Genomic DNA, 13,877 nt, shown 5'->3' on the forward strand with positions numbered 1-13,877 from the left:
AAGAATCAGAATTTAAAAAATCGATGCTGAGCATATTCAAAGCCGACGCATCCTACTCATCCCGTTACAGTTCCCCCCACGCCTGCCGATAACTCTCTACAGAACAACATCAATTTTGATTTTCACTTTGTGGAGTGTCTATGCGCTTCAATTACGACCTGTTACCGGGCGAGCGGCTGACGTTTGAAGAGATCGCCCGGCGTTATGCTTTGCAATACCCTGATGAGAAAGAGCTGACAGCCCGCGCGTTACTCAGTCCCTCAACGGGCCTGCGTACGCTAAAAATTCGTGCGGTGTTCGCGCAGGAAGAGAGCAACAGTCCGCTGGAGGACCTGCTGTTCATCTCCCATGACAACGAGCGAAAAAATTACCTGCGTCGCTTTGAGCACTACCTGAAGCAGAATCTCTCTTTCCTCTATTTCCGTCGCAGCGAGAACGAGAAGCGCGAAAACCTGTGGAAAGTGATGGGCAGCAGCCAGGTTTTCGCGATGATCGATCCGCAATCCGCTACGGCGCAGAACCTGATTAACAGTCGCGGCTACAAACTGGTGCTGATGCATCAGGATGATGATGACGCTTACTGGCAGCTCTTCAGTCCCCAGGCCGATCCCTGTTTTCCGCAGTCGCAGCGCATTCAGTTCATCGTGGTGCTGAGTACGCCGCAGCACAAAGTCCCTGCGGCGGTCATGCCGGGTACTGAAGTCGGACGTCGGGTTAAAGCGCGGGTGCTGCAGCGCGCCAGTCAGGCGGAATTCAGTGCCGGGGTAAAAGCCCGCTACGGCGCCTGTGTAATGACCGGAACCGAGCTGACCGAACGCCATAACTGGCCGTGGGTGGAAGCCTGCCATATCGACACACAGGAAGGCGATGACGGTATCCTTGCCGATAACAGCATCGATAATGGCCTCTTTTTACGCAGCGATTTACAGCGGTTATTTATTAACCGACTGATTAGTATAAATGGTGAGTCGGGAGAGATTCAGGTGCACCCTGGCGAGGAGGCGCGGCAGCATATCGCGCCCTGGTATCAGGAGCTGGATGGTCGCGTCTGCAGCTTGTGGGCCGCCGTACCACCCGCCACGCGGCAACGGCTTCGCGCCCGTCGTTAATTTTCCCTGATGAGTGCAGAAGGATCTGCACTCTGACGTTACAAAATGAAATAGCCTCGTTTTACCCCGCCTATTCAGTCAATCGAAAACGCTACAGAATTGCATAATCATGCCGATAACTTCATTAACGCAGGGTAGTCAACGTGAACGATTTCTATACCGCCGAAGGCGTGATGGACAAGCATTCGCTCTGGCAGCGCTACGTGCCGCTGGTGCGTCATGAAGCGTTGCGTCTGCAGGTTCGCCTGCCGGCAAGCGTTGAGCTTGACGACTTGCTGCAGGCAGGTGGGATAGGGCTGTTAAATGCCGTAGAGCGCTACGACGCGCTTCAGGGTACAGCCTTTACCACCTACGCCGTGCAGCGTATTCGTGGCGCAATGCTCGATGAGCTTCGCAGTCGGGACTGGGCACCACGCAGCGTGCGTCGTAATGCACGCGAGGTAGCCGGCGCAATGCACAGAGTTGAACAGTCACTGGGGCGTTCTGCTTCCGAACAGGAAGTCGCGCAGCAGCTGAACGTTTCAATGGAGGAGTACCGGCAGATCCTGCTGGACACCAACAACAGTCAACTTTTCTCCTACGACGAGTATCGGGAAGAGCACGGCGACAGCGCGGAGCTGGTGACGGAAGGCCATGAAGAAGCCAATCCACTTCACCAGTTGCTTGAAGGGAGTCTGCGTGAGCGCGTCATTGAAGCGATCGAAGCGTTACCCGATCGTGAAAAGATGGTGCTGACACTGTACTACCAGGAAGAACTGAACCTGAAAGAGATTGGTGCGGTACTTGATGTGGGTGAATCCCGTGTCAGCCAGCTGCACAGTCAGGCGATTAAACGCCTGCGGGCCCGACTTGCGGGAGCGCGCTAGCAGTATCAGTTCCTGGCGATTCAAAATTATAAGAAACCGGGGACTCAGTAATGGGAGCCAAGACCAAAGCCAGACCGTTAAGTCGTTATCTTAAAGACTATAAACACAGCCAGAGCAATTGTTCACACTGTGGCAAGGTATTAGATCGAATGGCGCTCGTTTTTCGTGGCCAGATCATCAATAAAGAGGCCATCGCTCGGATGGACCAGATGATTGATGAACAGCTGTGGCTGAAACTTCAGCCCGAGCTGACCGCGCTTTGTCGTTTTTGTAGTGATATTTTTTGCAATACCCATCCTAATTACTTCGACATTATGGCGTTTAAACAGTATCTGTTTGAACAGACAGAGATGAGCCCGAGCACGATTCGTGAGTATGTGGTGCGTCTCCGTCGACTGGATGAGATGCTGAAAGCCAAAAATTTCCCGGCCGAAAAGCTTAAAGGAAATAGCTGGCATCAGTGTCTGGAAAGCGATTTGCCCGATGCCGGTAATAACAATTACCGCATTGCGCTGCGCAAGTACGATCAGTTCTTAGGCTGGCAGCAGGCGTAAGCCTGATCTGCACCGATTGTTCCCCCGCGTGCCTGTGGCACAATCCTCTTTTCCCGCCAGCCGGGAAAAAGGGGCGGGGGAGCACGGCGCTTCTTCCTCCTGGTTTTTTCCCTGCACTTCCGTCACACCGCATCTGCTGACACCTGAATCAGGGTGATCCTTTTCGCATCTTCTGCAACACTGTAAGGATAATTCCCGTGCCCAAACGGAGGCCGCATTGTCTTTGCATTTGTTACACCAATTTCCTCGTCTTGAACTGCTGGGCGCACCGACGCCGTTAGAACATCTGCCACGGCTTTCTGATTATCTGGGGCGCGATATTTTCATCAAACGCGATGACTTCACGCCTGTCGCGATGGGTGGCAACAAGCTGCGCAAGCTGGAATTTCTGGCGGCCGATGCCCTGCGTGAAGGTGCCGATGTGTTACTGACTGCGGGCGCTATTCAGTCCAACCATGTGCGTCAGACGGCGGCAGTCGCTGCCCGGCTTGGCCTGAAGTGCGTAGCGCTGCTGGAAAACCCGATCGGTACACACGCTGAAAACTACCTGAGCAACGGCAACCGTCTGTTACTGGATCTGATGGATGCTGAAGTGATCATGGTGGATGCGCTGCACAATCCCACCGAACAGCTGGCTGAAGAGGCAACCCGGCTGGAAGCGCAGGGCTTTCGTCCTTACATCGTGCCGGTCGGCGGCTCAAATGCGCTGGGTGCACTAGGCTATGTGGAGTGTGCACAGGAGATCGCGCATCAGAGCGAAGGCGTGGTTGATTTCGCCGCCGTGATCGTTGCTTCCGGTAGTGCTGGCACCCATGCCGGACTGGCGGTAGGACTGGAGCATCTGCTGCCGGAGACCGAGCTGGTGGGCGTCACCGTTTCACGTCAGGTTGACGCGCAGCTGCCGCTGGTTGAGCGGCTGCGTCAGTCGCTGGCAGAGAAGCTGGAAGTACAGGTTAAGGCACCGATCACCCTGTGGGATGACTATTTTGCGCCACGCTACGGCGAGCCGAATGATGAAGGCATGGCGGCGGTAAAACTGCTGGCGCAGCTGGAAGGGATACTGCTGGATCCGGTTTATACCGGCAAGGCGATGGCCGGACTGCTGGATGGCATCAGCCAGAATCGTTTCCGCCGTGAAGGTCCGTTGCTGTTTATTCATACGGGCGGGGCACCGGCGTTATTTGCTTATCATCCTTCAGTCTGAGACAAGCGAATAAAACAGTTTATACTCCGTGCGTTATCATTTTGAACAGGCAGCGATACGCGGTGCTGCCCTTATAAGAACACACACACAATACTGTCAATAATGGGGTGAATATGTCCTTTTCTCGTGCAGGTCGTCAGATGGTGATGGGCGTTATGGCTGTGGCGCTGATTGCAGGCGTCAACGTTAAAACCTTTGCAGCGGAAAACCTGCTGAACAAAATTAAAGAGCGCGGCACGCTGCTGGTGGGGCTGGAAGGCACTTATCCGCCATTCAGCTTTCAGGATGAAAAGGGCAAGCTGACTGGCTTTGAAGTGGAATTCGCGGAACAGCTGGCGCAGCACATGGGCGTCAAAGCGAGCCTTAAACCCACCAAGTGGGATGGCATGCTGGCGTCACTCGACGCGAAGCGCATAGATGTGGTGATCAACCAGGTCACTATCTCTGATGAGCGCAAGAAGAAGTATGACTTCTCTACGCCATACACAGTCTCCGGTATTCAGGCACTGACCATGAAAGCCAACGCCAGCACCATCACCAAACCGGCTGATCTGGCCGGTAAGAAAGTGGGCGTGGGTCTGGGCACTAACTACGAGCAGTGGCTGCGCGAGAATGTGAAGGGCGTGGACATCCGTACCTATGATGATGACCCGACCAAATATCAGGATCTGCGTTCTGGCCGTCTGAATGCGATTCTGGTTGACCGTCTGGCCGCGCTGGATCTGGTGAAGAAAACCGGTGACACCATGGCCGTCGCGGGCGATGCGTTCTCCCGTCAGGAATCGGGCGTGGCGATGCGTAAAGGTAACGACGATCTGCTGAAAGCGGTCAACCAGGCTATTGCTGATATGCAGAAAGATGGCTCGCTGAGCAAGCTGTCTCAGAAATGGTTTGGCGCGGATGTGACGAAATAATGCAGGAAAGTCTTCAACTGGTGCTGGATTCAGCACCTTTTTTATTAAAGGGCGCGCTGTTTACGCTGCAGCTCAGCATCGGCGGGATGTTCTTTGGTCTGCTGCTGGGCTTTATTCTGGCGCTGATGCGTCTGTCACGCTTCTGGCCGGTTCGCTGGCTGGCGCGGATCTATGTCTCGATTTTCCGTGGCACGCCGTTAATCGCCCAGCTTTTTATGATCTATTACGGCCTGCCGCAGTTTGGCATTGAACTGGATCCGATCCCCTCTGCGATGATTGGTCTTTCCCTGAATACCGCCGCTTACGCCTCAGAGTCACTGCGCGGCGCGATTTCATCGATTGAACGCGGTCAGTGGGAAGCGGCGGCCAGTATCGGCATGACGCGCTGGCAAACGCTGCGCCGGGTCATTCTGCCGCAGGCAGCGCGCACCGCGTTGCCACCGCTGGGCAACAGCTTTATCAGTCTGGTGAAAGATACCTCGCTGGCAGCGACCATTCAGGTGCCGGAACTGTTCCGTCAGGCGCAGTTGATCACCTCACGCACGCTGGAAGTCTTCACCATGTATCTGGCGGCCTCGCTAATCTACTGGGTGATGGCAACGGTGTTGTCTGCGTTGCAGAACCGGCTGGAACAGCATGTTAATCGTCAGGATTCGGAGTCGAAATGAGCGCCATTGAAGTCAGAAAGCTGGTGAAATCGTTTAACGGCCAGACGGTGCTCCACGACATCGACCTTGATGTTGCCGCTGGTGAAGTGGTGGCGATTATCGGTCCCAGCGGCTCAGGTAAAACCACGCTGCTGCGCAGTATTAATCTGCTGGAAGTGCCGGATAGCGGCACGATTCGTGTTGGGGAGATTACTGTGGATGCCGCGCTGGCGCAGAGCAAGCAGAAAGAGCAGGTGCGTCGTTTGCGTCAGCAGGTCGGCTTTGTCTTCCAGAACTTCAATCTGTTTCCGCACCGTTCGGTGATGGAGAACATTATTGAAGGGCCGGTCATCGTTAAAGGCGAGCCGAAAGCGGATGCAATAGCCCGTGCCCGCACTCTGCTGGAGAAGGTCGGGCTGAATGGTAAGGAGGGGAGCTATCCGCGCCGTCTGTCAGGAGGACAGCAGCAGCGCGTGGCAATTGCGCGTGCACTGGCGATGCGGCCGGAAGTCATTCTGTTCGACGAGCCGACCTCTGCGCTGGACCCGGAGCTGGTAGGCGAAGTGCTCAGCACCATTCGTGCCCTGGCCGAGGAGAAACGTACCATGGTTATCGTCACGCATGAGATGAGTTTTGCCCGCGACGTTGCGGACCGCGCCATTTTTATGGACCAGGGACGTATTGTCGAGCAGGGCGACGCGAAAGCGTTGTTCAGTAACCCTCAGCAGCCGCGAACCCGTCAGTTCCTCGATAAATTCCTTAATCAGTAATTCCACTGCCTTCTCCGGAAGGCAGTTTTATCCCTCCCGTACGCCTGTTTTAACGCAGCAATGGACTGCTTTTTCCTGAGTGTGCGGCGCAATATCATAACTATTTATTTAGCCGTTAAACCTTTTGGCACATCTGACAAATCTTTTCTTTTCATCGGATATTAAATGGCTTTTACTGATGCCACTTTCTCTTATTTGTATTTTAGCGATCATCAGGGAATATTATCGTTTTCTTTGAGTGAGGTGGCGGTAATAAGCGTATCGCTTCATCAATTAATAAGTGTAAGGAAACGTTCGGTCAGGTAAATAACTGTAGCAGCAGGGCCACTCCACGGCTTTTAAGAGTTTCGCTACATTCAACTTCGGCTCAATGGCGAATAATCGCTGGATAACCATAAAAGCAAAACTGCTTTCCTCGCTTTTACATTCCAGCATTCTGACCTACACAGCAGGAGTCATTGAATGAGCCAGACTAAGTCAGACCAGATATTATGGGTAGATACCCTTAAGGGCGCCTGCATATTGCTGGTGGTCCTGTACCACACGGTTTTACCCGGCTTTGAAGGAACCATGAAATATCTCACTGCCGGATGGATTCCTGCCGAAATATGGATACAGTTTAATACGGTATTGTCGCCGCTGCGTATGCCCGCCTTTTTCTTTGTTTCAGGATTGCTGGCGACGAATGGCATTATTAACCGGCCCTGGAAACAGGTGTTTACCAGTCGTATTACCAATCTCTTTTATCTCTACATTCTGTGGGGCTTTATTCAGTGGTGGTCCATCATAGGCATCTCTACTGAAATTACCGGCCAGCGTATTTCCCAGAATCTGAATGCTGCCTATGCGGGTTCACTATTCGAGTTCCTGAAACTGACCTTTATGGCCATGAGTACATCATGGTATTTGTATGGGCTGGGGCTCTATTTTCTCTGTGCCAAATTTTTTCGTCAATATAAGCTGGCCCTGGTGGTGGTGGCGATCCTGCTGAATTATCTGGCGGTGGAAAAAGTGATTCCATTCTGGGGTCCCCAGAGTCTGGCCCAATATTTCCTGTTCTTCCTGTTAGGTGCGTTCTGGAGTCAGACCATGCTGCGCCTGAGTGAGTGGCGGCGCGAGAATCTGATGCCCTGGGCGTTACTGGCAGCGGTTGCCGGGATTCATGTGATTTTCGGTCTGGATAAGAGTCTGTTCCTGTGCGTACTGGCTGTGTTGTTCAGTATTGCCGCGTGCCGCTGGCTGAATCAGCATTTTAGCATGCGCTATCTCAACTGGGTTGGCCGCAATACACTGCAGATTTACGTTATCCATCGTATCTTCATCGAGTTCTTTGGTATGTCTGCGATTCTTTTCGCGCAGCGTCATCATCTGTTTGAGCAGGCGTGGTTTTCGTTTCTCTGGGCTTGCTTCTATCCGGTGGCGATAGTCGGTCTGTGTTCGCTCTGCTCTGTGGCTATCTGGTCGCTGACCAATCGCGGCGTGGGGCAGTCGCTGTTTGTATTTCCAACACTGGTTAAGCGGGCGCATGGCAGGGGATGAAAGTCGGTTTGCGGCAAGGTGTGCGGGAGCTTCCACCTGGAAGCGGGCAGGGTACGCTTTGCAGCGGGCTGACACTGAGCGGGTTACGCCCGCCAGGCGGTGGGGAGTTTCAGGTTGCCCGTGCAGGCGGACGCGTTAAGGGGCGAACGCCCGCCCCTTAACAATCCCGGCGTCCGGCAGCCTGCGCGCCCCGCGTTGCGGGGTGCCTTCGTCACGCCCTGCGGCCTGCGGACCGTCCGGACGCGCCATCCCTGGCGCGTTCCGTCCTTTCGCCGACGTCCTGTCGGCTCATCCTTGCCTCCGGTTATTCCTCAGCGCTTCGGATGCCTCTGGTAAACCCCTGCCGGTGGGATTTTTGCCCGGTTCGGGGATTCAGGCCGCTGAAAGTGGGGGGGAAGGGGCTGGCTGGTTTCGCTTTGCAGCGGGCTGACACTGAGCGGGTTACGCCCGCCAGGCGGTGGGGAGTTTCAGGTTGTCCGTGCAGGCGGACGCGTCAAGGGGCGTACGCCCGCTCCTTAACAATCCCGGCGTCCGGCAGCCTTTGCGCCCCGCGTTGCGGGGTCCCTTCGTCACGCCCTGTGGACTGCGGACCGTCCGGACGCGCCTTCCCTGGCGCGTTCCGTCCTTTCGCTGACGTCCTGTCGGCTCCTCCTTGCCTCCGGTTATTCCTCAGCGCTTCGGATGCCTCTGGTAAACCCCTGCCGGTGGGATTTTTGCCCGGTTCGGGGATTAAGGCCGCTGAAAGTGGGGGGGAAGGGGCTGGCTGGTTTCGCTTTGCAGCGGGCTGACACTGAGCGGGTTACGCCCGCCAGGCGGTGGGGAGTTTCAGGTTGCCCGTTCAGGCGGACGCGTTAAGGGGTGTACGCCCGCCCCTTAACAATCCCGGCGTCCGGCAGCCTGCACGCCCCGCGTTGCGGGGTGCCTTTGTCACGCCCTGCGGCCTGCGGACCGTCCGGACGCGCCTTCCCTGGCGCGTTCCGTCCTTTCGCCGACGTCCTGTCGGCTCCTCCTGGCCTCCGGTTGTTCCTCAGCGCTTCGGATGCCTCTGTTAAACCCACGCCTGTAATATCCGGGTTTTTATCGGACATAGCGTTGTCTGGTGGTTTGAAAACCAAAGCTAATTTTGAAAGCTATCAGCGGCAATGCATCAACATTAAAAAGAAGAGCCAACAGAGGATGGTGTGAAAGGGCATTTTTCGTGTCAGGCTTAAACCGCAGGCAATCCTTCAGACTTGCTGCAATTACTTACCCAACACAAAAATAAGAGATATCAGCGAGGGTAGAAGGCCATTATTCCCGCCCGGCAGAGAGCCGCAGATAATCCTCCGGACTTACAGCGATGACGTGATCAACACAAAAATAAGAGATACCAGCGAATAGGGTAGAAGGCCATCCTTCCTTCCATGCAGAGAGCCATAGATAATTTTTCCGACTTAAAGCGATGACGTACCCAACACAAAAAGAAGAGTTAAAGGCGGGGAGGGAGGCCGTCAGAGCCGCTGAGCGGATGAGGGATTTCAGGACGAGCGGCAGGGATGCCGCGAAGAGGCGGGTTCGCGCCAGGGAGGGCGCGTCCCGCCGGTCCGTGAGAAATCCGGAAGAAGCGAAGGGACCGTGAAGCGGCGGTGAAGCAGGCCGGAGCCCGGGGTCAAGGGGGCGCGGCGACTGGCGCCCCTTGTTGGTCGCCTGCAGAGGCGTAACTGAAACTCCCCAACCCGCCAGGCGAACGAAACCTTCTCAGCGCCCGTTCGCGCAGCGAACACCAGGTACATGCCAGCCCACCAGGCGAACGAAACTCTCTGATAGCCCGTTCGCGCAGCGAACATTAACAGCCTCAGCTCCGCTGCAAGCCCCTTCGCGCAGCGAACCCCCCTTAAGCTTCAGCGCTACCCAATCGTCATCAGACTCGCATTACCGCCCGCCGCGGCAGTATTCACACTCAGTGAACGCTCAATTAACAGACGTTCCAGCAGCAGATTGGTCTCGCCGCGGGCGAAGCCCTGCACCGACACAATCGCGCCGTCACGCGCCGCAATTTGTTCGCACAGGGTGCGCAGCTGATCGGCATCGCCGTGATAGATCACCGCATCAAACTCCGGGGCTAATGGGTCACGCGCCAGCGTGATACGCGCTTTCACGGCGTCAGGCAGTGCCGCCCGCAGGGTGCGATGCAGCTCATCATCTGCCCACAGCGCTTTACTGCCCACGCTGGTGACCGCAGCCAGCTGGACTAACGCATCCTGCTCGTTGTCAGCCAGACAGAGCACCTGGTCACGCGGCAACAGCGAGAAAGTGTTACGTTCGCCGGTCGGGCCAGGCAACAGGCGGACCACGCCCGCCTGGGCCAGCTCGCCATAGTGCTGGCAGAGTTCAGCCAGCTCAGGCTTATCTTTAGCCCAGTTGCTGAGTGCCTGATGCGGTGCCAGCAAAGAGTGACGGAGCGTGCTGTCCGCCGGGCGCTCGGCATCCTGACGATCAAAGGTCAGACGCAGTGCGCTATCCGGGCGATGGGCCAGCAAGCGATAAAGATAGAGTGGGCCACCCGCTTTCGGACCGGTTCCGGATAAGCCTTCACCGCCAAACGGCTGAACGCCGACCACGGCGCCGACCATGTTGCGGTTAACGTAAAGGTTGCCGACCCGGGCGTTCGCCGTCACCTGCGCGATGGTTTCGTCGATGCGCGTATGCACGCCCAGCGTCAGGCCATAGCCGGAGGCGTTGATCTGATTAACCAGCTGCGGCAGGTTGTTGCGGGTAAAGCGCACGACGTGCAGCACCGGCCCAAAAATCTCTTTATCCAGATCGCTAACCTGATTCAGCTCAATCAGCGTCGGTTTCACAAAGGTGCCGCTATTCCACTCTTTGCTGTCCTGCGGGTTATCCTGCACCGCCTGATACACCGTGAAGCCCTTGTTACGCATCGCCTGAATATGACGGTCGATATTGGCTTTGGCTTCGGCATCAATCACCGGGCCGATATCGGTTGAGAAGCGTTCCGGATTGCCCATGCGGCACTCCGCCATCGCGCCACGCAGCATCTTCAGCGTATGGTCGGCGACATCTTCCTGAATACAGAGCAGACGCAGGGCAGAGCAGCGCTGTCCGGCACTGTCGAAGGCCGAGGCGACGATATCGATCACCACCTGCTCAGTCAGCGCGGAAGAGTCGACGATCATCGCGTTCATCCCGCCGGTTTCCGCAATGAGCGGCACCGGACGACCATGTTGATCAAGGCGACCGGCAAGATTGCGCTGCAGCAGGGTTGCCACGGCAGTCGAGCCGGTAAACATCACGCCGCGAATCCGATCATCTCCGGTCAGCTGTGCACCGACCGTTTCGCCCTGGCCTGGCAGCAGTTGCAGCACGCCTGGCGGCACACCCGCATCCAGAAGGATCTGAACCGCCTGCGCGGCAATCAGTGGGGTTTGCTCAGCCGGTTTTGCCAGCACGCTATTGCCAGCTGCCAGTGCAGCCGCAACCTGACCCGTGAAAATCGCCAGCGGGAAGTTCCACGGACTGATACAGACCACCGGGCCAAGTGGACGGTGCGTTTCGTTGTCGAAATCGTCCCGCACCATACCGGCGTAGTAATAGAGGAAATCAACGGCTTCACGGACTTCCGCGATAGCGTTGTTATAAGTCTTGCCCGCTTCACGCACCAGGATACCAATCAGCTGTTGCATCTGGCCTTCCATCTGCTGTGCAGCGCGTTCCAGAATCGCAGCACGCTCCTGCGGCGGCGTGGCAAACCAGATCGGTCCGCTGTTCACGGCGGCATCCAGTGCCACAGAGACCTCCTGCTCAGTAGCTTCGCGAACCTGACCGACACGGTCGCCCGGTGCGGCCGGGTTAAGGATATCGCGCAACTCGCCAGCACCCGCTTCACCCTCAATAATCGGCTCGGCCAGACAGGGCTGTGCGGCGCTGCTCAGCAGGGCGCTGGACAGTGAGGCAAGACGATGTTCGTTGGCCATATCCAGACCCGCAGAGTTAACGCGGTTATCGCCATACAGTTCGCGCGGCAGAGGGATCTTCGGATGCGGCAGGCCAATGGCGCCTTCGCTGGCACCCAGTTTCTCGACGGCAGTCACCGGATCGGCTACCAGCTCATCGATCGGCAGCGAGGTATCAGCAATACGGTTAACAAAGGAGGTGTTGGCCCCGTTTTCTAACAAACGACGAACCAGATAGGCCAGCAGGGTTTCATGGGTGCCCACCGGCGCATAGATACGGCAGGGACGATTAAGCTTGCCGTCCGCCACTTTGCCGACCACCTGCTCATACAGCGGTTCGCCCATGCCGTGCAGGCACTGGAACTCATACTGGCCCGGATAGTAGTTATTGCCCGCCAGTTGATAAATTGCCGCCAGAGTGTGCGCGTTGTGCGTCGCGAACTGCGGATAGATCAGGCTTGGCACCGCCAGCAGTTTGCGGGCACAGGCCAGGTAAGAGATATCGGTGTAAACCTTGCGGGTATAAACCGGGTAGCCCTCCAGGCCTTCCATCTGGGCGCGCTTGATTTCGCTGTCCCAGTACGCGCCTTTCACCAGACGGATCATCAGGCGACGGCGGCTGCGCTGTGCCAGATCAATCAGCTCATCAATGACAAACGGACAGCGTTTCATGTAGGCCTGAATCACAAACCCGATGCCGTTCCAGCCTTCCAGCTCTGGCTCGAAACAGAGTTTTTCCAGCATATCGAGTGACAGTTCCAGCCGATCGGCTTCTTCTGCGTCGATATTGATGCCGATGTCATAAGAGCGGGCCAGCAGCGTCAGTGATTTCAGAATAGGGTAGAGCTCTTCCATCACACGCTCATACTGCGCGCGGCTGTAGCGGGGATGCAGTGCGGAGAGCTTGATGGAGATGCCGGGTCCTTCATAAATGCCACGTCCATTCGACGCTTTACCAATGGCATGGATCGCCTGCTGATAAGAGAGCAGATAGGCTTTGGCATCGCCTGCAGTAAGTGCCGCTTCGCCCAGCATATCGTAAGAGTAGCGGAAACCTTTCTCTTCCAGCTTGCGGGCGTTAGCCAGCGCTTCGGCAATGGTTTCACCGGTAACGAACTGCTCACCCATCAGACGCATCGCCATATCCACGCCTTTGCGGATCAGTGGCTCGCCACCCTTACCAATAATGCGGTTAAGCGAGCTGGAGAGGTTCGACTCATTGTGGGTCGAAACCAGGCGGCCGGTAAACAGCAGGCCCCAGGTCGCTGCATTGACAAACATTGAGGAGCTGCGTCCCAGATGTGACTGCCAGTTGCCATTGCTGATTTTGTCGCGAATCAGCGCATCGCGCGTGGGCTTGTCAGGAATACGCAGCAGCGCTTCAGCCAGGCACATCAGCGCTACGCCTTCATGTGAGGAGAGAGAGAACTCCTGCAGCAGACTTTGCACCATGCCAGCGCGTCCGGTTGCCCCTTTCTGGTGCCGCAGCTTGTCGGCGAGCTGATAAGCCAGCTGATGGGTTTTCTCTGCCAGCGCTGCCGGCAAGCGGGCCTGCTCCAGCATCATGGGTACTGCATCAGTCTCCGGACGACGCCAGGCGGCGGTCACCGCTGAACGGGTCACTGACTGAGGTAAAATCTGCTCTGCGAAGTCAAGGAACGGCTGGTGCGACTCCTCTGGCTGGGTGTCATCGGACTCCGCGACCGCCAGGGCAGAAAGCGGGATCTCCGGCACGGCGTCGCCGCTTTCAAGCTGGCCCAGGTAGTTAAAGATCGCCTGTTTAATCAGCCAGTGTGGCGTGCGATCAATCCGCTGTGCAGCCAGTTTGATGCGCTCACGTGTTGCGTCATCCAGTTTTACACCCATGGTGGTTGTAGCCATGACTCCAGAGCTCCTTGTAGTGGTTCGGTACGGCGTTGGCTGCACTATCACTTAAGTTGCAACTTTGTGCAACCGTGTTAAATGTGAGCCAGTTAACACCCTTTAAATGAGGCCGATTGTTAAATTTCTCAAAGCGGCATGGATATTGCTGCAAGATCCTCGCCAGGTTGGCAAGCCTGATAAAAAGCGGTTTTATGGCAGGTAATTCCGTGGTGCAACCGGATAACTGTGAGCGAGTGCAACCTATCAGCACGTTTTCACAAACGGTTAGTGAAATCACTGTAACGCCTGTGTTAAATCCATTGTGCGCGCCACGCCTTTCCGGCAGGATACCGCGCCGCTGGGAAATGACTGACGCCCTGACGAAAAAATCGGCCCGCTTTGCCCCGTTCCGGCTGGCGGGTAGCTGGCGATTTCTCTGGGATATCAAATAATAAGTG

General features: G+C 56.3%; 10 protein-coding genes. 9 read left to right on the top strand and 1 reads right to left on the bottom strand.

Annotated features, from left to right (window positions below; genetic code table 11):
* Positions 1 to 140 precede the first annotated feature (140 nt).
* The 8 genes from LQK91_RS03335 (at position 141) to LQK91_RS03370 (ending at position 7,603) form a co-directional block, all read left to right on the top strand.
* Entirely contained in the window at positions 141 to 1,109 is a 969-nt protein-coding gene (locus tag LQK91_RS03335) for an HNH endonuclease signature motif containing protein (protein ID WP_105099081.1), read from the top strand.
* Between the two features lie 143 nt (positions 1,110 to 1,252).
* Entirely contained in the window at positions 1,253 to 1,975 is a 723-nt protein-coding gene (locus tag LQK91_RS03340; protein WP_003854529.1) for an RNA polymerase sigma factor FliA, read from the top strand.
* Positions 1,976 to 2,025: 50 nt separating this feature from the next.
* The gene (gene fliZ, locus LQK91_RS03345) at positions 2,026 to 2,529 is read left to right on the top strand and encodes a flagella biosynthesis regulatory protein FliZ (protein ID WP_008926851.1); all 504 of its coding nucleotides are present in this window, start codon (positions 2,026 to 2,028) and stop codon (positions 2,527 to 2,529) included.
* Between the two features lie 217 nt (positions 2,530 to 2,746).
* A complete protein-coding gene (locus LQK91_RS03350) occupies positions 2,747 to 3,733 on the top strand; it encodes a D-cysteine desulfhydrase (protein ID WP_039660002.1) in 987 nt (328 codons plus the stop codon).
* 113 nt (positions 3,734 to 3,846) lie between these two features.
* Entirely contained in the window at positions 3,847 to 4,647 is an 801-nt protein-coding gene (gene tcyJ / locus LQK91_RS03355; protein ID WP_033743520.1) for a cystine ABC transporter substrate-binding protein, read from the top strand.
* The gene (tcyL, locus tag LQK91_RS03360) at positions 4,647 to 5,315 is read left to right on the top strand and encodes a cystine ABC transporter permease (RefSeq protein WP_003854540.1); all 669 of its coding nucleotides are present in this window, start codon (positions 4,647 to 4,649) and stop codon (positions 5,313 to 5,315) included. Before tcyJ ends, tcyL begins: the two co-directional genes overlap by 1 nt.
* Positions 5,312 to 6,064: an L-cystine ABC transporter ATP-binding protein TcyN gene (gene tcyN / locus LQK91_RS03365; protein WP_105099082.1), complete on the top strand. Its 753-nt coding sequence runs from the start codon at positions 5,312 to 5,314 to the stop codon at positions 6,062 to 6,064. Before tcyL ends, tcyN begins: the two co-directional genes overlap by 4 nt.
* Positions 6,065 to 6,526: 462 nt before the next feature.
* A complete protein-coding gene (locus tag LQK91_RS03370; protein WP_105099083.1) occupies positions 6,527 to 7,603 on the top strand; it encodes an acyltransferase family protein in 1,077 nt (358 codons plus the stop codon).
* 1,886 nt (positions 7,604 to 9,489) lie between these two features.
* Here LQK91_RS03370 and putA read toward each other — a convergent pair.
* Positions 9,490 to 13,437, bottom strand: a complete 3,948-nt coding sequence (gene putA / locus LQK91_RS03375; RefSeq protein ID WP_105099085.1) for a trifunctional transcriptional regulator/proline dehydrogenase/L-glutamate gamma-semialdehyde dehydrogenase — start codon at positions 13,435 to 13,437, stop codon at positions 9,490 to 9,492.
* Positions 13,438 to 13,553: 116 nt separating this feature from the next.
* Here putA and LQK91_RS03380 point away from each other — a divergent pair, with 116 nt between their 5' ends.
* Positions 13,554 to 13,871 (top strand): hypothetical protein, encoded by a 318-nt coding sequence (locus LQK91_RS03380; RefSeq protein ID WP_128755129.1) that lies wholly within the window; start codon positions 13,554 to 13,556, stop codon positions 13,869 to 13,871.
* Positions 13,872 to 13,877 lie beyond the last annotated feature (6 nt).

It is taken from the genome of Pantoea sp. MHSD4 (assembly GCF_021043305.1).
Lineage (GTDB): Bacteria > Pseudomonadota > Gammaproteobacteria > Enterobacterales > Enterobacteriaceae > Pantoea > Pantoea eucalypti.

Coding starts and splice junctions, on each gene's coding strand:
- LQK91_RS03335 (WP_105099081.1), top strand. CDS start 141: ATGCGCTTCAATTACGACCTGTTACCGGGCGAGCGGCTGACGTTTGAA.
- fliZ (WP_008926851.1), top strand. CDS start 2,026: ATGGGAGCCAAGACCAAAGCCAGACCGTTAAGTCGTTATCTTAAAGAC.
- tcyJ (WP_033743520.1), top strand. CDS start 3,847: ATGTCCTTTTCTCGTGCAGGTCGTCAGATGGTGATGGGCGTTATGGCT.
- tcyL (WP_003854540.1), top strand. CDS start 4,647: ATGCAGGAAAGTCTTCAACTGGTGCTGGATTCAGCACCTTTTTTATTA.
- tcyN (WP_105099082.1), top strand. CDS start 5,312: ATGAGCGCCATTGAAGTCAGAAAGCTGGTGAAATCGTTTAACGGCCAG.
- LQK91_RS03370 (WP_105099083.1), top strand. CDS start 6,527: ATGAGCCAGACTAAGTCAGACCAGATATTATGGGTAGATACCCTTAAG.
- putA (WP_105099085.1), bottom strand. CDS start 13,437: ATGGCTACAACCACCATGGGTGTAAAACTGGATGACGCAACACGTGAG.